Here is an 18724-nt window from a genome sequence, read left to right as displayed (position 1 = left end):
GCCGATGCGTGGCACTTTGGCGCAAATCCAGTGGTCATAGCCTGCGAACTTCATTCGGCACCTTATCTAAGGGATCTAGTCATGCTCCGTTCCTTGCGCTTCGCCGCCCTGTTTGGCGGCCTTATATTGAGTGCGTCCGCACTGGCGGTCGACATCGACGCCGCCAGTTATGGCTATCCCTTGACCAACCCTTTCGAGGCAACCATTGCCACGACGCCACCAGATTTGCGGCCCGAACTGCCCCTGGACGACGACATCAATCAGTCGGATCGCAGCATCACCTTGCGTCCGGAGCGTGCCTTCGAACTGCCGGACAATTTTTGGGCGGTAAAGAAACTCACCTATCGCATCGCCACCCAGGACAAAGCGGCGCCGCTGATTTTCCTGATCGCCGGCACGGGCGCTCGCTATGACAGCAGCCTCAACGAATACCTGAAAAAGCTCTACTACAAGGCCGGCTATCACGTGGTGCAGTTGTCGTCGCCCACCAGCTTCGACTTCATCAGCGCCGCCTCTCGTTTTGCGACCCCGGGCATCACCAAGGAAGATGCCGAAGACATGTACCGGGTGATGCAATCCGTGCGGGCACAGAACCCGAACGTGCCGGTCACCGATTACTACCTGACCGGTTACAGCCTCGGCGCACTGGATGCCGCTTTCGTCGCGCACCTGGACGAAACCCGCCGCAGCTTCAATTTCAAGAAAGTGTTGTTGCTCAACCCGCCGGTCAATCTCTACACCTCGATCACCAACCTCGACAAACTGGTGCAAACCGAGGTCAAGGGCATCAACAACTCCACCACGTTCTATGAACTGGTACTGAACAAACTGACCCGCTATTTCCAGCAGAAAGGCTACATCGACCTCAACGATGCACTGCTTTATGACTTTCAGCAGTCCAAACAGCACCTGACCAACGAACAGATGGCCATGCTGATCGGTACCTCGTTCCGCTTCTCGGCGGCCGACATTGCCTTTACTTCGGACCTGATCAACCGTCGCGGCCTCATTACTCCACCGAAAACCCCGATCACCGAGGGCACCAGCCTCACGCCGTATCTCAAGCGTGCGCTGCAGTGCGATTTTGACTGCTACATCACTGAACAAGTGATCCCGATGTGGCGCGCCCGCACCGACGGCGGCAGCCTGCTGCAACTGATCGACCAGGTGAGCCTGTACGCACTGAAGGATTACCTGCACGACAGCCCGAAAATCGCCGTCATGCACAACGCTGACGACGTGATCCTCGGCCCGGGCGACCTCGGGTTCCTGCGCAAGACTTTCGGCGATCGCTTGACCGTTTACCCGCTGGGCGGCCATTGCGGCAACCTTAACTACCGCGTCAACAGCGACGCCATGCTGGAGTTCTTCCGTGGCTAAATACCTCCTGCTTATCGCTGCGTTACTCTGTGCAGGCGTTGCCAATGCCGACAACAGCAAAGCCAACGCCCCTGTTGTCGTCGACGATGACGGCTTCAAGGAACCGTTGAGCAAACTCAAATTCAACCCGGGGCTGGATCAGCGCGAGTTCGAGCGTTCGACGCTCAGCGCACTGAACGTCTACGACCCGCTGGAAGAATGGAACCGCCGCGTTTACCACTTCAACTACCGGTTCGACCAATGGGTATTCCTGCCGGTGGTCGATGGCTATCGCTACATCACGCCAAGCTTTTTGCGCACCGGCGTGAGCAACTTCTTCAACAACCTGGGTGACGTGCCGAACCTGCTGAACAGCCTGTTGCAGTTCAAGGGGCAGCGTTCGATGGAGACCACGGCACGGCTGCTGCTCAACACCACGATCGGCATCGCCGGCCTGTGGGACCCGGCCACTGCCATGGGCCTGCCGCGCCAGAGCGAAGACTTTGGCCAGACCCTGGGTTTCTATGGCGTTCCGGGCGGCGCCTATTTCGTGCTGCCGATTCTCGGGCCGTCCAACCTGCGTGACACGGGCGGGTTGTTGGTCGACTACAGCGCCGAGAACGCAATCAACTTCCTCAACGTTGCCGAAGTCAGCTCCAACCATCCCGAAGTCTGGATTCTGCGAGGCGTCGACAAGCGCTATCAGACCAGTTTCCGCTACGGTCAGATGAACTCGCCGTTCGAGTACGAGAAGGTGCGGTACGTTTACACCGAGGCGCGCAAGTTGCAGATTGCCGAGTAATTTCGGCTAGGCAAAAAACTGTGGGAGCGAGCCCGCTCGCGATGAGGCCATAACAATCAACACCTGTGTTGACTGTTACACCGCTATCGCGAGCAGGCTCGCTCCCACATTGGTTATTGGTGGTTCTTAGCCTTTCAAGGCTTTCCAGATTTTGCTGACGGCCATCACACCCACCAACACCACCGCCCCCGCCACAATCCCCGCGACGCCATTGAGCAATACCGGCACGATAAACCCGGCACCGCCCGCCGCTGCACTGACGCTTTCGATCCAGTGATGCACCACCGGCACGCCATGGGTAAGGATGCCGCCACCGACCAAAAACATCGCCGCCGTACCAATTACCGACAGGCTTTTCATCATGTAGGGAGCTGCGCGCAGAATTCCGCTACCGATGCTTTTGGCCACTTGCCCAGGCTTCTGGGTCAGCCACAGACCCAAGTCATCCAGTTTGACGATGCCGGCCACCAGCCCGTAGACGCCGACGGTCATGACGATGGCGATACCTGAAAGCACGATGACTTGCTGGGTCAGCGCCGAATCAGCCACGACGCCAAGGGTGATCGCGATGATCTCTGCCGAAAGGATGAAGTCAGTGCGGATCGCGCCCTTGATCTTGTCCTTCTCGTACGCCACCAGATCCACTGCCGGGTCCGCCACGGCTTCAACCAGTTCAGCATGTTCGGCCTGATCTTCAGCCTTGCTGTGCAAGAACTTATGGGCGAGCTTCTCGAACCCTTCGAAACACAGGTAAGCGCCGCCGACCATCAACAACGGCGTGACCAGCCACGGGATGAACGCGCTGATGGCCAGTGCCGAGGGCACCAGGATCAGTTTGTTGATGAACGAGCCCTTGGCCACCGCCCAAACCACGGGAATTTCCCGGTCGGCACGCACGCCGCTGACTTGCTGGGCATTGAGCGCCAGATCGTCGCCGAGCACGCCGGCGGTCTTCTTGGCGGCCATTTTGGTCATCAACGCCACATCGTCCAGCACCGCCGCAATGTCGTCGATCAGCAACAGCAAACTGCTTCCTGCCATGAATCGGGTTTCCTTCTAGAGTGAATGCGATGCAGCATAGCGTGGCCGAGCGGCGCATGGAGCATTCTTGAGCGTCGCCGAAGGCCGGTGCTACCATGCGCAACCGCCAGAACAGGCAAGGAACCCCCTGGTTTATGAGCACCATCCGCGAGCGCAACAAACAACTGATCCTGCGTGCCGCCAGTGAAGAATTTGCCGACAAGGGCTTCGCTGCGACCAAAACCAGCGATATCGCAGCCAAGGCGGGATTGCCCAAGCCCAACGTCTATTACTACTTCAAGTCCAAGGAAAACCTCTACCGCGAGGTCCTGGAAAGCATCATCGAACCGATCCTGCAGGCCTCGACGCCGTTCAACCCCGACGGCGTGCCCAGCGAAGTGCTGAGCGGTTACATTCGTTCAAAAATCCGCATCTCCCGCGACCTGCCTTTCGCCTCCAAGGTATTCGCCAGTGAAATCATGCACGGCGCCCCGCACCTGAGCACCGACCTGGTCGAACAACTCAACGGCCAGGCCAAGCACAACATCGAGTGCATCCAGACCTGGATCGACCGCGGCCAAATCGCCCCCATCGACCCCAACCACCTGATGTTCAGCATCTGGGCCGCGACCCAGACCTACGCCGACTTCGACTGGCAAATCACCGCCATCACCGGCAAGGCCAAACTGGATGAAGAAGATTACGAAGCGGCGGCACAGACGATTATTCGGCTGGTGTTGAAGGGGTGTGAGCCGGACTGAAATACCGAGGTGGATTTATCGCTAGCAGGCTAGCTCCCACAGGGGATTTATGTACACCATGGATCCAGTGTGGGAGCTAGCCTGCTAGCGATGAAGGCAACACAATTTTAGTTCAAACCCAAATGGCATCCCACAGTGGATAGTCGCCCAGCTTTTCAACCAAACCTGCCCGCAACGGGTTGGCCACGATATATCGAGCCACCTTCACCAGATCTTCTTCCCTTCTTAAGGCCCGGTCATGAAAGCCTTTCTGCCAGAGAGTGACCTTGCGGCCAGTAAACTGATTTACCGCTTTGGTACTCATCGATTTGGTCCTCTGCATGAGGTCACACAATGATTCCTGTTGTAACTCGACCAACCAATGAAAATGATCGGGCATGACGACCCAAGCCAGTGAGTTAGCGAAACCTTGGTCCTGAGCGCAGCGAAATTGATTGACCACCGCTCTCCCCGAGTTGAAGTCTTTGAATATCGGCTCTCGATCACGTGTATTGGTAGTTAACAGATAAATGCGGTTGGATTCGGCATAGCGGCCGATGCGCAAGCGATTTGAGGCGGGTAGATCAGGCATTCCTTTGCCCTTGCATGATTAATTCATGAGTAAGGCTAGTCCTGATATTCCCCAATGGAGGGACAGACATTTAGCGGGATGTGTCTGGGAGATAGCCATCGCTAGCAGGCTAGCTCCCACACTGGATTTGCGGCGTTCACAAACCCCTGTGGGAGCCAGCCTGCTGGCGATGGCTATAGATCAATCAATACAAAACTTAAGCCACAACCCCCGCATCCGCCCTCAACCCCAACGCCTCGATCGCGGTGATTGCGCACTGTTCATCCACATCCGACAGATCGCCGCTGATCCCCACTGCCCCCAACACATTGCCGGCGTGATCGCGAATCAACACACCACCCGGTGCCGGCACGACGCTGCCCTGCCCCAGGCTATTCAATGCGGCGATGAAGGCCGGGCGCTGTTGGGCGTCCAGCGCCAGCAGGCGCGAGCCTTTGCCCAACGCAATGGCGCCCCAGGCTTTGCCGATGGCGACCTGCGGGCGTAGCAGGCTGGCGCCGTCTTCGCGTTGCAGGGTAATCAGATGCCCACCGGCATCCAGCACTGCGATGGTCAGGGGCGCCGCGGAGATTGCACGCCCTGCGGTGATGGCCTCGTTGACCAGGTTGACTGCGACTTTCAAGGTTAAAGCGCTCATGGTGCCGTCCTCATTTTGTTTTTCGGAAAGCCGTGGAGCTGCGCGTTTGTGCCGCAGCTCGATGCAACAAATAGAACACAATGAATTATTTTTTTGTATACAATAATTCTCGAAAAGCGCCACATGCGACGAAAAGCCACAGTAGATCGGGCTTCCGACGAATGAAACGAGCGCTTGAGAAAATGGATTGACCTGCGCCGTCCGCCGTGAATACACTCTGCGCAAAGCCACTTGTATACAATTACAAAACGTAAAGAGGCACAAAACCATGAGCAAAATGAGAGCAATCGAAGCCGCCGTTCTGGTGATGCGCCGTGAAGGGGTTGATACCGCTTTTGGCATCCCGGGTGCAGCCATCAACCCGCTGTACAACGCCCTGCAAAAAGTCGGCGGCATCGATCACGTACTCGCTCGCCACGTTGAAGGCGCCTCGCACATGGCCGAGGGCTACACCCGCACCAAGGCCGGCAACATCGGCGTGTGCATCGGGACTTCCGGCCCAGCCGGTACCGACATGGTCACCGGGCTCTACAGCGCCTCGGCCGACTCGATTCCCATCCTCTGCATTACCGGCCAGGCACCCCGCGCCCGTATGCACAAGGAAGACTTCCAGGCTGTCGACATCACCAGCATCGTCAAGCCAGTCACCAAGTGGGCAACCACCGTTCTTGAACCGGGCCAAGTGCCTTACGCGTTCCAGAAAGCTTTCTTTGAAATGCGCTCCGGTCGTCCAGGCCCAGTGCTGATCGACCTGCCGTTCGACGTGCAGATGGCTGAAATCGAATTCGACATCGACGCTTACCAGCCACTGCCGCTGGCCAAGCCGACCGCTAGCCGCGTTCAAGTCGAGAAGGCCCTGGCCTTGCTGGATCAGGCTGAACGTCCATTGCTGGTGGCCGGTGGTGGCATCATCAATGCCGACGCCAGCGATCTATTGGTCGAGTTCGCCGAGCTGACCGGCATTCCGGTTATCCCGACCCTGATGGGCTGGGGCACCATCCCGGACGATCACCCGCTGATGGTCGGCATGGTTGGCTTGCAGACGTCGCACCGCTACGGCAACGCGACCATGCTCAAGTCGGACGTGGTGCTGGGCATCGGTAACCGTTGGGCCAACCGTCACACCGGTTCGGTCGACGTGTACACCGAAGGCCGCAAGTTCATTCACGTCGACATCGAAGGCACGCAGATCGGCCGCGTGTTCACTCCGGACCTGGGCATCGTGTCCGACGCCGCTGCCGCGCTGACCGTGTTCATTGAAGTCGCTCGCGAGTGGCAAGCCGCCGGCAAGCTGAAAAACCGCAGCGCCTGGTTGCAGGACTGCCAGCAGCGCAAAGCCAGCCTGCAGCGCAAGACTCACTTCGACAACGTGCCGGTCAAGCCGCAACGCGTTTACGAAGAAATGAACCAAGTGTTCGGCAAAGACACCTGCTACGTCAGCACCATCGGTCTGTCGCAGATTGCCGGCGCGCAGTTCCTGCACGTCTACAAACCACGTCACTGGATCAACTGCGGTCAGGCTGGCCCGTTGGGCTGGACCATTCCGGCAGCACTGGGTGTGGTCAAGGCTGATCCGAACCGCAAAGTCGTGGCCCTGTCGGGGGACTATGACTTCCAGTTCATGATCGAAGAATTGGCGGTGGGCGCGCAGTTCAAGCTGCCGTACATTCATGTGGTGGTAAACAACTCGTACCTGGGTCTGATCCGTCAGGCGCAGCGCGGTTTCGACATGGACTACTGCGTACAGCTGTCCTTCGATAACCTCAACGCTCCGGAACTCAACGGTTACGGTGTCGACCACGTCGCCGTTGCCGAGGGCCTCGGTTGCAAGGCACTGCGCGTGTTCGAACCGGCGCAGATCCAGCCTGCCCTGCGCAAGGCCCAGGAGCTGATCGAAGAGTTCAAGGTGCCGGTGATCGTCGAAATCATCCTGGAGCGCGTGACCAACATTTCCATGGGTACCGAGATCAACGCCGTCAACGAGTTCGAAGACCTGGCGCTGGTCGGCAACGACGCACCGACTGCGATTTCGTTGCTCGACTGATTCGTTATGGCCTGATGCCCCTGTAGGAGCTGCCGCAGGCTGCGATCTTTTGATCTTTGGTTTTGAAGATCAAGATCAAAAGATCGCAGCCTTCGGCAGCTCCTACACAGGGCCATCCTCATTAATTTGCAACGGGAGACCACCATGCCGCGTTTCGCAGCCAACCTGTCCATGCTGTTCACCGAACAGGACTTTCTTGCCCGTTTCGAAGCGGCCGCCAAGGCCGGCTTCAGTGGTGTCGAATACCTGTTCCCGTACGACTTCAGCTCCGCCGAAATCAAGGCCAAGCTCGACGCCCACGGTCTGACCCAAGTGCTGTTCAACCTGCCGGCCGGTGACTGGGCCAAGGGCGAGCGCGGTATCGCGTGCCTGCCGGACCGCGTTGAAGAATTCCGCGCCGGTGTCGACCTGGCCATCGCTTACGCACAGGTACTGGGCAACACCCAGGTCAACTGCCTGGCCGGTATTCGTCCGCAGGGTTTTGACGACGCCACCGTAGAGAAAACCTTCGTTGCCAACCTCAAGTACGCGGCCGACAAGCTGCAAGCGGCGGGTATCAAACTGGTGATGGAAGCGATCAACACCCGTGACATTCCAGGCTTCTACCTGAACAACACGGCGCAAGCCCTGTCGATTCGCGAGCAGGTCGGCAGCGCCAACCTGTTCCTGCAATACGACATCTATCACATGCAAATCATGGAAGGCGATCTGGCTCGCACCCTGCAATCGCACCTGGGCGAGATCAACCATGTACAGCTCGCGGACAACCCGGGGCGCAACGAACCAGGCACCGGTGAAATCAACTACCGCTTCCTGTTCGAACACCTGGACCGCATCGGTTACCAGGGTTGGGTCGGTTGCGAATACAAGCCGCTGACCACCACCGAAGCGGGCCTGGGCTGGTTGAAAACCCATAACGCGATTTAACACGTAATCCTGTAGGAGCTGCCGAAGGCTGCGATCTTTCGATCTTGATCTTCAAAAGCAACATCAAAAGATCGCAGCCTTCGGCAGCTCCTACAGGGAACGACACAAAAACAAGAGGATTTTCTCATGGCTAAAATCGGATTTATCGGCACCGGCATCATGGGCCACCCAATGGCGTTGAACCTGCAGAAAGCCGGTCACAGCCTGTTCCTGTCGGCGCACCACGATGCCGCCCCTGCCGACCTGGTCGCCGCTGGCGCCGTTGCATTGGCGAACCCGAAAGAAGTCGCCCAGGAAGCCGAATTCATCATCGTCATGGTGCCGGATACCCCGCAGGTCGATGACGTGCTGTTCCGCGCCGACGGCATTGCCGCCGGTATCGGCAAAGGCAAAGTCGTGATCGACATGAGCTCGATCTCGCCAACCGCGACCAAGGCCTTCGCCGCCAAGATCAACGAAAAAGGCGCCCAGTACCTCGACGCGCCAGTGTCCGGCGGTGAAGTCGGCGCCAAGGCTGCGACCCTGAGCATCATGGTCGGCGGCGATGCCGATGCCTTCGAACGCGCACTGCCGCTGTTCCAGGCCATGGGCAAGAACATCACCCTGGTCGGTGGCAACGGCGACGGTCAGACCGCGAAAGTGGCCAACCAGATCATCGTGGCGCTGAACATTCAGGCGGTGGCTGAAGCCCTGCTGTTCGCCGCGAAAAACGGTGCCGATCCAGCCAAAGTGCGTGAAGCGCTGATGGGCGGTTTCGCGTCCTCGAAGATCCTCGAAGTCCACGGCGACCGCATGATCAAGGGCACTTTCGATCCAGGCTTCCGCATCAGCCTGCACCAGAAAGACTTGAACCTGGCCCTGCAAGGCGCCAAGGAACTGAACATCAACCTGCCCAACACCGCCAACACCCAGCAAGTGTTCAGCACCTGCGCGGCCATCGGTGGCAGCAACTGGGACCACTCGGCGCTGATTAAGGGCCTGGAACACATGGCGAATTTCTCGATTCGCGATAAAAACTAAGCCCTGCCGCAATACCTGTGGGAGCTAGCCTGCTAGCGATGAAATCGACGCGGTGTGTCTGATAGACCTCAGTGCCTGAATCGCTAGCAGGCTAGCTCCCACAGAGGTTCTAGCCGTTCTCCAATAACAAGAATTCCGGGAGCCCGCCATGTCGGTCGATCCGCAACAACTGCTGCGCGAGCTGTTTGCCACAGCCATCGACGCGGCCCATCCGCAGCAAGTCCTCGAAGCCCATTTACCTGCCGACCGCACAGGTCGTGTGATCGTCATCGGTGCCGGTAAAGCCGCCGCGGCCATGGCCCAGGTGGTCGAGCGCTGCTGGCAGGGTGAAGTCTCAGGTCTGGTGGTGACCCGTTACGGTCACGGCGCCCCGTGCGAAAAAATCGAAGTGGTCGAAGCGGCGCATCCGGTACCAGACGCCGCCGGCCAAGCCGTCGCCAAGCGTGTATTCGAGCTGGTCAGCGACCTGAACGAATCCGACCGTGTGATCTTTCTGCTCTCTGGCGGTGGCTCTGCCCTGCTCGCACTGCCGGCAGTCGGCATCACCCTGGCCGACAAACAATCCATCAACAAAGCCCTGCTGAAATCCGGCGCGACCATCGGCGAGATGAACTGCGTACGCAAGCACCTCTCGGCGATCAAGGGCGGCCGTCTGGGCAAAGCCTGCTGGCCTGCCACTGTTTATACCTATGCGATCTCCGATGTACCGGGCGACCTCGCCACGGTCATCGCCTCCGGCCCCACCGTGGCTGACCCGAGCACGTCCGCCGAAGCGCTGGCGATCCTCAAGCGCTACAACATTGAAGTGCCGGCCTCGGTGCGCACCTGGCTGCAAAGCCCGGAATCGGAGACGGTCAAACCTGGCGATCCGAGCCTGGCCCGCAGCCATTTCCAGTTGATCGCCAAGCCTCAGCAATCGCTTGAAGCGGCGGCAGTGAAGTGCCGTCAGGCGGGCTTCAGCCCGCTGATCCTCGGCGATCTGGAAGGCGAATCCCGCGACGTGGCAAAAGTCCACGCCGGTATCGCGCGGCAGATCGTTTTGCATGGCCAGCCGCTGGCCGCACCGTGCGTGATTCTTTCCGGCGGTGAAACCACCGTCACCGTGCGCGGCAATGGCCGTGGCGGACGCAATGCCGAGTTCCTGCTCAGCCTGACCGACAGCCTCAAAGGCCTGCCCGGCGTCTACGCGCTGGCCGGCGACACCGATGGCATCGACGGCTCCGAAGACAACGCCGGCGCCATCATGACCCCGGACAGCTACGCCCGCGCCGCTGCCCTCGGCCTGAGCGCCAGCGACGAGCTGGACAACAACAATGGCTATGGCTATTTCGAGGCGCTCGACGCACTGATCGTCACCGAGCCGACCCGCACCAACGTCAACGACTTCCGCGCCATTCTGATCCTTGAGAGCCCAACATCATGACGCCTGATAAAAAGGTCAAAATCCTCGCCACCCTGGGTCCGGCCATTGACGGGATCGACGATATCCGTGAACTGGTGCAGGCCGGGGTCAACATTTTCCGCCTGAACTTCAGCCACGGCGATCATGCCGACCACGCCCAGCGTTTCCAGTGGATTCGCGAAGTCGAGCGCCAGCTCAATTACCCGCTGGGTATTCTGATGGACCTGCAAGGCCCGAAACTGCGGGTCGGCAAATTCGCCGAGGGCAAGGTGCAACTGGTGCGCGGTCAGGCACTGCGCCTGGACCTCGATGCCTCGCCGGGCGATGAACGCCGGGTCAACCTGCCGCATCCGGAAATCATCGCGGCGCTTGAGCCGGGCATGGACCTGCTGCTCGACGATGGCAAGCTGCGCCTTCGCGTGGTCACCAAGTACGCCGACGCCATCGACACTACCGTGCTCAACGGCGGCGAACTGTCGGACCGCAAAGGCGTGAACGTGCCGCAAGCGGTGCTCGACCTTAGCCCGCTGACCGCCAAGGATCGCCGCGACCTGAGCTTCGGTCTGGAGCTGGGTGTGGACTGGGTGGCGCTGTCGTTTGTGCAGCGCCCGGACGACATCCGCGAAGCCCGCACGCTGATCGGCGACAAAGCGTTCCTGATGGCGAAAATCGAGAAACCATCGGCCGTTGAACAACTGCGCGAAATCGCCGAGCTGAGCGACGCGATCATGGTCGCGCGCGGCGACCTGGGCGTTGAAGTGCCGGCCGAAAGCGTGCCGCAGATTCAGAAAAACATCATCAGCACCTGCCGTGAACTGGGCAAACCGGTGGTGGTGGCGACGCAGATGCTGGAGTCGATGCGCTTCTCACCGGCCCCGACCCGCGCCGAGGTAACCGACGTGGCCAACGCCGTGGCCGAAGGTGCGGACGCGGTGATGCTGTCGGCCGAAACCGCGTCCGGCGAATACCCGCTCGAAGCCGTGCAGATGATGAGCAAAATCATCCGCCAAGTGGAAAACGGTCCGGACTATCAGGCGCAACTGGATGTGAGCCGGCCGAAAGCCGAAGCCACCGTTTCCGACGCCATCAGCTGCGCGATCCGTCGTATCAGCAACGTGCTGCCGGTGGCGGTGCTGGTGAACTACAGCGAGTCGGGCACCTCAAGCCTGCGCGCTGCACGTGAACGGCCAACGGTGCCGATCCTCAACCTGACGCCGAATCTGCAAACCGCTCGTCGCCTGACCGTGGCGTGGGGCGTGCACTCGGTGGTCAACGATCGCCTGCGCCAGGTCGATGAAGTCTGCTCCACAGCCCTGGAAATCGCCCAGGCCCAAGGCATGGCGCAGCGCGGTGATACGTTGTTGATCACAGCCGGTGTGCCGTTTGGGCAGCCGGGGTCGACTAACTCCTTGCGTATCGAGACGTTGATCTAGAGCGCCCACCGGCCTCACCGCCAGCAGGCTGGCTCCCACAGGAACAGCGTATTTCTGTGGGAGCCAGCCTGCTGGCGATGCAGGCGTTCCGGTTTCACTGACCTTTCAGAACTGCCATGCCTGCCAACCACTTCAACACCCACTGCCCCGACTGGGCCGAAGCCATGCTCAACGGCTTCAGCCAGATATTCCTCCAGCGCAATCCGCTGTGCGGCTTGCTGATACTTTCGGCCATCCTGTTCACCGCGCCCGCCTTACTCGGCGGTGCATTGCTCGGCGGTGTCGCCGGCTTGCTCACCGCGCAACGCCGCAACTATGCCAAGGCTGATCGCCAGGCCGGGTTGTTCAGCTACAACGGTGTGTTGCTCGGGCTTTTGCTGAGTCTGTATTTCCCCTGGTCGGCGATGATGCCACCACTGATTCTGGCCGCTGGCGGCCTGAGCGCGATGATCACTCAACAGTGGCTCAAACGCGTGCGGGTCAGCCAATACCTCCCCGCCTACACCACGCCCTTCGTCGTGTTGAGCTGGGTGCTGCTGTGCTTCGCCACGCCTTCGACAGAAGCGCACTTGATTGAAGTCAGTACGCTGAACATGCTCGCCGCGCCACTCAAGGGCGTTGGCCAAGTGATGTTCCTGGGTCATCCGCTGGCCGGGGCGATGATTGCCGCGGGTTTGTTGATCGCCGATCGCCGCGCGTTCTGTTGGGCGCTGTTGGCGTCTATCGCCGGTATGGGCTGGAGCCTGTTGCATCACGACTTCTATACCGCACTACTCGGCCTCGGTGGCTATAACGCCGTGCTCGCCGCCCTTGCCCTCTGCTCACAGCGCCAACAGCCGTGGCTGCCGCTGGTTGGCATCGTGCTGGCGCTGTTGCTGACGCCGATGTTTGCCGCCATCGGTCTGCCAACCCTGACGGCGCCGTTCATTCTCGCCTGCTGGCTGGTGCGCAGCGTGGTTCAGATGTTTGCCAAGGCCACTGTCAGCCATACGCCTTGCACTCTGGAGGAGAATCAACCTAGGCTGCGCTGATCATTGAGTCAGGCGTTATCCATGGACAGCAACAAAAACTGGCGTGAAGAGCTTTACGTCATGATTTTCCAGAGCGACACCAAGGCCGGCAGGCGTTTCGACGGCATTTTGCTGTTGATCATCCTTGCCAGCCTGGTGATCGTGATGCTCGACAGCATCGACAGCATTCACAAAAACTACGCCGATGTACTCGCCTACATCGAGTGGGGTTTCACGGTCATCTTCCTCGGCGAATACATCCTGCGCCTGTACTGCTCGCCCAAGCCGCTGCGCTATGCCTTCAGTTTTTATGGGCTGGTGGATTTGCTGGCGATCGTGCCCGGCATCCTTGCGCTGTATTACGCCGATGCGCAGTACTTGCTGATCATCCGGATCATTCGGATGCTGCGGATTTTCCGCGTGCTCAAGCTCAGCCCCTACCTCAAGCAAGCCAACTATTTGATGTCGGCGCTGCGCGGGAGCAAGCAGAAAATCGTGGTGTTCCTGGTCAGCGTCTGCACCCTGGTGACGGTGTTCGGCACGCTAATGTATGTGATCGAAGGCCCGGAGCACGGTTTCACCAGCATTCCCAAAGGCATCTATTGGGCTATCGTGACCCTGACCACCGTGGGCTTCGGCGACATCGTGCCGAAGACACCGCTGGGCCAGGTGATTTCGTCACTGGTGATGATCACCGGTTACTCGATCATTGCCGTGCCCACCGGGATTTTCACCGCCGAACTGGCCAACGCCATGCGCGGCGAACAGCTGCAACACGACTGCCCGGTGTGCCGGAAAAACAGCCATGAACACGGCGCCGCGTTCTGCTCTCGATGCGGCAACGCCCTGTTCAAAAAACTGGAATAAGCAAAGTTCTTTTTAATCTTTAAACGACTATGTGAGCCCGGCTATAGTCGCTGCCTTTAATAACAGACAAATAACCTGTAGGAGCTGCCGCAGGCTGCGATCTTTTGATCTTGCTTTTGAAGATCAAGATCAAAAGATCGCAGCCTGCGGCAGCTCCTGCATAGAACAAGGAATTCGCAGTGAAAAAACTCTTTGGCGCCTCACTTCTGGCCGCTGGCCTGGCCCTGACCAGCGTGGCTCAGGCCGCACCGACCCTGCTCAACGTTTCCTACGACGTGATGCGCGATTTCTACAAGGACTACAACACTGCGTTCCAGAAACACTGGCAAGCCGAGCACAACGAGAACATCACCCTGCAGATGTCATTTGGCGGCTCCAGCAAACAGGCGCGTTCAGTCATCGACGGCCTGCCGGCTGACGTGATCACCATGAACATGGCCACCGACATCAACGCCCTCGCCGACAACGGCAAACTGGTTCCGGACAACTGGGTCACGCGCCTGCCGAACAACAGCGCGCCGTTCACCTCCGCCACCGTGTTCATCGTGCGCAAGGGCAACCCGAAAGCCCTGAAAGACTGGCCGGACCTGCTCAAGGATGGCGTGCAAGTCATCGTGCCGAACCCGAAAACCTCGGGCAACGGTCGCTACACCTACCTGTCGGCCTGGGGCTACGTGCTGAAAAACGGCGGCGACGAAAACAAGGCCAAAGACTTCGTCGGCAAGCTGTTCAAGCAAGCGCCAGTGCTGGATACCGGCGGCCGCGCCGCCACGACAACCTTCATGACCAACCAGATCGGCGACGTACTGGTGACCTTCGAAAACGAAGCGGAAATGATTGCCCGTGAATTTGGTCGCGATCAGTTCGAAGTGATCTACCCAAGCGTCTCCGCCGAAGCCGAGCCACCGGTGTCCGTGGTCGATAAAACCGTGGACAAGAAAGGCACCCGCGCCGCCGCCGAGGAATACCTGAAATATCTGTGGTCCCCGGAAGGTCAGGAAATCGCTGCCGCCAACTACCTGCGTCCGCGTGACCCGGCCGTGCTGGCCAAATACACCGACCGCTTCCCGAAAGTGGACTTCCTGTCGGTGGAAAAAACCTTCGGTGACTGGCGCACCGTGCAGAAAACCCACTTCAATGACGGTGGCGTTTTCGATCAGATCTACAGCGGTCAGTAATCGCTGAGTGGCAATGAAAAAGGCGACCTGCAGAGGTCGCCTTTTTTGTGGGTTTGCGATTTACCTGTAGGAGCTGCCGCAGGCTGCGATCTTTTGACTTTGCTTTTAACAATCAAGATCAAAAGATCGCAGCCTGCGGCAGCTCCTACAGTGTTTAGCTCAGATATAAGCCTGCACATCGGCGGTGGCACGCCTTCCAATGAAGAGGGAACATAAGCACGCTATCGAACGGGATGTAAGTGAATGTATCATCGACTTTTCGTATTCTGACGCTACACCCAGCGGCGAACGACATGCACGTTCGCCTGTCATTCCGCAATGGAATGACTGCTATCACTCCAATCTCTCTTCCGCCGTTCCGGTCAGGCCATTAGCCTGCGCGCATTCCCATCTGTACAGCGAGACACGTTATGAACCCAGCGACTCAAGTGCCCCACGGCACCGCGACAATGACCCGAGGCATGGTGCTGCTGTTCGCCTTCTGCTGCGGCGCGATTGTGGCCAACATCTACTACGCACAACCGATCATCGGCCTGATCGCCCCGGACATCGGCCTGACCAACACCATGGCCAGCCTGATCGTTTCGCTGACCCAGATCGGTTACGCGCTGGGCCTGTTTTTCCTGGTGCCGTTGGGTGATCTGCTGGAGAACCGCCGCCTGATGATCATCACCACGCTGGTGGCGATTGCCAGCCTGCTGGGCGCGGCGTTCACTGATCAGCCCAATGTGTTCTTGCTGATTTCGCTGTTGGTAGGGTTCAGTTCGGTGTCTGTGCAGATCCTGATTCCACTGGCCGCGCACCTGGCGCCGGAAGAATCCCGTGGCCGGGTGGTTGGCGGGATCATGGGCGGTTTGTTACTGGGGATTTTGCTGGCGCGACCGGTTTCCAGCGTAGTCGCCGACCACTTTGGCTGGCGTGCGATGTTTATGATTGCTGCGGTTTTAATGGCTGCGATCAGCATCGTCCTGGCCGTGACCATCCCCAAGCGCCAGCCTGATCACAGTGCCTCCTACGGCCAGTTGCTGGGTTCGTTGTGGACGCTGCTGCGCAAGCAGCCGGTGCTGCGCCAACGGGCGTTCTATCAGGGTTGCATGTTCGCCACGTTCAGTCTGTTCTGGACAGCCGTGCCGCTGGAACTGGCGCGCAATCATGGTTTGACGCAAACCCAGATCGCGATCTTCGCCCTGGTCGGAGCCATCGGCGCCATCGCCGCGCCCATCGCCGGTCGCCTGGCCGACGCCGGCCACACCCGCGTCGCTTCGCTGCTGGCGCTACTGTTCGCCAGCCTGAGCTTTTTGCCCGCGTTCATCCATCCGGTGTACAGCGTCATCGGCCTGGCCGTGACCGGCGTGGTGCTCGATTTCTGTGTGCAGATGAACATGGTCCTCGGTCAGCGCGCCGTCTACGCGCTCGACGCCAAGAGCCGCAGCCGCCTGAACGCGCTGTACATGACCAGCATCTTCATCGGTGGCGCGTTCGGCTCCTCGGTCGCCAGCCCGGTGTACGAACACGGTGGCTGGCTATGGATCGTGATCGTCGGTAGCGCGTTTCCATTGTTGGCGTTGCTGCGTTTCTTGAGTGTTTCGCAGAAGGCTGCGCTGGCGACGGCTTAGTTTCAAAAGTTTTGCGAGCGGGCTCGCTTCTACAGTGATTTCTATAAGGACCATCGATGGACCGTCTCGGCGCAATGGAAACCTTCGTCCTCGTGGTGGAAACCGGCTCGTTTTCCGCGGCGGCTCGACGCTTGAATATTGGTCAGCCCGCCGTGTCGAAAACCATTGCACAGCTTGAATCGCGGCTGGCGGTGCGGCTGTTGTTGCGTTCCACCCGTGGCCTGACGCCCACCGAGGCGGGTTTTGCGTTTTTCGAGCGGGCCAAGCGCGCCATCGAAGAAGCCGATGAGGCCGACAACGCGGCCCGGGGTGCCGCCGGTGGATTGACCGGCAACCTGCGGATCTGCGCTGCCGTGACCTTCGGCCGGATGCATATCGTGCCGCATCTGGCAGCGTTCCTTGAGCAGAATCCGCAGTTGAACATCGACCTGATGCTCGATGATCGCAACGTCAATCTGGTGGAAGAAGGCGTCGACATTGCCCTGCGCCTGGGCACTCTGAACGACTCCAGTCTTACCGCCCGCAAGATCGCCCAATCCCGGCGCGTAGTGCTCGGTACGCCAACGTACTTCGAAAAACACGGTGAACCCACCTGCCCCGCAGACCTGGGCAAGCATCAGGCAATCGTCTACACCCTCGGCGGCGGTGCCAATTGGCAGTTCAAGCAGGCTGACGAGGAGCACCCCGTGATCATCAACGGCCGCCTGCGCATCAGCGCCGCCGAAGGCTTGCGCGCTGCCGTGCTGTCGCACCAGGGGCTGACCATGGCGTCGCAGTGGATGTTCGCGCCGGAACTGGCCAGCGGCGCGGTCCGTGAAGTGATGAGCGAATGGACGCTGCCAAATCAGGAACTGTGGGCCGTATTTCCCACGGGCCGAATGGCCAGCGCCAAGGCTCGGGCGTTTATGGAATATGTGCAGGGGTTGTTGATAAAGGACGCCTGAAAGCCATGCGTTTCGTTTATTGCGAATTTCGATTAATTCGAATAGGCTGCCGACATCGATTATTCACAATATTGGAAACCGTCATGCCGACAGTCATGCATCCACCTATCAACTTGCCAGCAGAACATGAAGTACAGGTTGCCATAGAGGGAAAGCGCGCCCTGGCTGCCTACCTCGCCACTCAATTCGAAACCCAGCGCATCCAGATTTTCGACGAACATAACGAAGCGCACATCGTCGAATTGCCAACTTCGGCGCTACGCTTGCTGGTCGACATCCTCGCTGAATTGGCGGCTGGCAACGCCGTCAAAGTGGTCCCCGTCCATGCGGAACTAACCACGCAAGAAGCGGCTGACTTGCTCAATGTCTCACGCCCGCACCTGATCAAACTGCTCGAATCCGGTGAACTGTCCTACCACAAAACCGGTAAGCACCGACGTGTGCGCTTTGCCGATTTGATGGACTATAAGAACCGGCGCGACATCGCCAGCGAGCAAGCAATGACGCTACTCGCCGAGCAGGCACAGGCATTAAGGACAGGATACGAGTGAGGCATTCCTCTTTTACCGCTGTATATGACGCTTGCGTGCTTTACCCCGCTCCCTTGAGAGATTTTTTGATGTGGCTCGCGCTTTCCGGTCGCTTCCGCGCGCGATGGTCCCTGGAGATTCACAACGAATGGAAACGCAACCTGCTGAAAAACCGTCCTGACCTGACAACCCAACAACTGGATCGCACATCCGAGTTGATGGATCAGGCCATCCCCGACGCTTGTGTCACCGGTTACGAGGAGTTGATCGCGGGACTGACATTGCCCGACCTCGATGACCGACACGTGCTTGCGGCCGCGATTCGTTGCAATGCCGACGTCATCGTGACGTTCAATCGGAAAGACTTCCCTAGTTCGGCATTGACCCCATACGGTATCGAGGCCCAGCACCCTGACGAGTTCGTCGACAACCTTTTTCACCTTGACCCGACAGCAGTGCTTTCGGCTGCCGAACGGCAACGTAGCCAATTGAAAACCCCGACAATGGAAGTTGACACCTACCTTGACCTATTACTGCGCCAAGGTCTGGTTCTATCGGTCACGTCATTAAGCAAGTACCGGGCAATGCTATGAACCAATCCGG

Annotated in this window: 18 protein-coding genes; 15 read left to right on the top strand and 3 right to left on the bottom strand. The window is 59.1% G+C overall.

Features of this window, described 5'->3' with window-relative positions; all coding sequences use genetic code 11:
• Window positions 1-81 precede the first annotated feature (81 nt).
• Together KVG88_RS11620 and KVG88_RS11615 are read left to right on the top strand one after the other, a co-directional pair.
• Window positions 82-1380 carry a serine/threonine protein kinase gene (locus tag KVG88_RS11620; protein ID WP_217871398.1) on the top strand — a complete coding sequence of 433 codons (1299 nt, stop codon included), beginning with the start codon at window positions 82-84 and terminating at the stop codon, window positions 1378-1380.
• Window positions 1373-2161 carry an MlaA family lipoprotein gene (locus tag KVG88_RS11615; RefSeq protein ID WP_150702750.1) on the top strand — a complete coding sequence of 263 codons (789 nt, stop codon included), beginning with the start codon at window positions 1373-1375 and terminating at the stop codon, window positions 2159-2161. The genes KVG88_RS11620 and KVG88_RS11615 overlap by 8 nt, the downstream gene beginning before the upstream one ends.
• A 126-nt stretch (window positions 2162-2287) precedes the next feature.
• Here KVG88_RS11615 and KVG88_RS11610 read toward each other — a convergent pair whose 3' ends face one another.
• Window positions 2288-3202 (bottom strand): DUF808 domain-containing protein, encoded by a 915-nt coding sequence (locus KVG88_RS11610; RefSeq protein WP_150702749.1) that lies wholly within the window; start codon window positions 3200-3202, stop codon window positions 2288-2290.
• Between the two features lie 134 nt (window positions 3203-3336).
• Between KVG88_RS11610 and KVG88_RS11605 the strand changes: the two genes are divergently transcribed.
• The gene (locus tag KVG88_RS11605) at window positions 3337-3942 is read left to right on the top strand and encodes a TetR/AcrR family transcriptional regulator (protein WP_053156767.1); all 606 of its coding nucleotides are present in this window, start codon (window positions 3337-3339) and stop codon (window positions 3940-3942) included.
• Between the two features lie 112 nt (window positions 3943-4054).
• On the opposite strand, the gene KVG88_RS11600 is transcribed toward KVG88_RS11605, so the two are convergent.
• Window positions 4055-4513, bottom strand: coding sequence for an REP-associated tyrosine transposase (locus KVG88_RS11600; RefSeq protein WP_150702747.1), 459 nt, complete (start codon window positions 4511-4513; stop codon window positions 4055-4057).
• Between the two features lie 196 nt (window positions 4514-4709).
• Entirely contained in the window at window positions 4710-5150 is a 441-nt protein-coding gene (locus tag KVG88_RS11595; protein ID WP_075948483.1) for a GlcG/HbpS family heme-binding protein, read from the bottom strand.
• Window positions 5151-5418: 268 nt separating this feature from the next.
• On the opposite strand from KVG88_RS11595, the gene gcl reads away from it, so the two are divergent.
• From gcl to KVG88_RS11535, 12 genes are all read left to right on the top strand, one after another.
• The gene (gene gcl / locus KVG88_RS11590) at window positions 5419-7194 is read left to right on the top strand and encodes a glyoxylate carboligase (RefSeq protein ID WP_053156761.1); all 1776 of its coding nucleotides are present in this window, start codon (window positions 5419-5421) and stop codon (window positions 7192-7194) included.
• Window positions 7195-7338: 144 nt separating this feature from the next.
• On the top strand, window positions 7339-8121 hold the full coding sequence (hyi, locus tag KVG88_RS11585; protein WP_095944031.1) for a hydroxypyruvate isomerase: 783 nt from the start codon (window positions 7339-7341) through the stop codon (window positions 8119-8121).
• Between the two features lie 126 nt (window positions 8122-8247).
• Window positions 8248-9141, top strand: coding sequence for a 2-hydroxy-3-oxopropionate reductase (locus tag KVG88_RS11580; protein ID WP_217871397.1), 894 nt, complete (start codon window positions 8248-8250; stop codon window positions 9139-9141).
• 148 nt (window positions 9142-9289) lie between these two features.
• A complete protein-coding gene (locus tag KVG88_RS11575; RefSeq protein ID WP_217871396.1) occupies window positions 9290-10564 on the top strand; it encodes a glycerate kinase type-2 family protein in 1275 nt (424 codons plus the stop codon).
• A complete protein-coding gene (pyk, locus tag KVG88_RS11570; protein WP_217871395.1) occupies window positions 10561-11976 on the top strand; it encodes a pyruvate kinase in 1416 nt (471 codons plus the stop codon). Before KVG88_RS11575 ends, pyk begins: the two co-directional genes overlap by 4 nt.
• A 116-nt stretch (window positions 11977-12092) precedes the next feature.
• Window positions 12093-13007, top strand: a complete 915-nt coding sequence (locus KVG88_RS11565) for an urea transporter (protein ID WP_150702743.1) — start codon at window positions 12093-12095, stop codon at window positions 13005-13007.
• 21 nt (window positions 13008-13028) lie between these two features.
• Window positions 13029-13853 carry an ion transporter gene (locus KVG88_RS11560; protein WP_150702742.1) on the top strand — a complete coding sequence of 275 codons (825 nt, stop codon included), beginning with the start codon at window positions 13029-13031 and terminating at the stop codon, window positions 13851-13853.
• A gap of 179 nt (window positions 13854-14032) precedes the next feature.
• On the top strand, window positions 14033-15031 hold the full coding sequence (locus KVG88_RS11555) for a sulfate ABC transporter substrate-binding protein (protein ID WP_150702741.1): 999 nt from the start codon (window positions 14033-14035) through the stop codon (window positions 15029-15031).
• Window positions 15032-15441: 410 nt separating this feature from the next.
• Complete coding sequence (locus tag KVG88_RS11550; protein WP_150702740.1) at window positions 15442-16647, top strand: MFS transporter; 1206 nt, start codon at window positions 15442-15444, stop codon at window positions 16645-16647.
• A gap of 56 nt (window positions 16648-16703) precedes the next feature.
• Entirely contained in the window at window positions 16704-17591 is an 888-nt protein-coding gene (locus tag KVG88_RS11545) for a LysR family transcriptional regulator (RefSeq protein ID WP_217871394.1), read from the top strand.
• Between the two features lie 83 nt (window positions 17592-17674).
• On the top strand, window positions 17675-18142 hold the full coding sequence (locus tag KVG88_RS11540) for a helix-turn-helix domain-containing protein (protein WP_217871393.1): 468 nt from the start codon (window positions 17675-17677) through the stop codon (window positions 18140-18142).
• On the top strand, window positions 18139-18714 hold the full coding sequence (locus KVG88_RS11535; RefSeq protein ID WP_217871392.1) for a PIN domain-containing protein: 576 nt from the start codon (window positions 18139-18141) through the stop codon (window positions 18712-18714). Before KVG88_RS11540 ends, KVG88_RS11535 begins: the two co-directional genes overlap by 4 nt.
• Window positions 18715-18724: the final 10 nt, after the last annotated feature.

The sequence above is a fragment of the Pseudomonas azerbaijanoccidentalis genome, from assembly GCF_019145495.1.
Classification (GTDB): Bacteria; Pseudomonadota; Gammaproteobacteria; order Pseudomonadales; family Pseudomonadaceae; genus Aquipseudomonas; species Aquipseudomonas azerbaijanoccidentalis.
The sequence above is the reverse complement of the archived record's forward strand: the minus strand, read 5'-3'. Positions and strand labels throughout refer to the sequence as shown.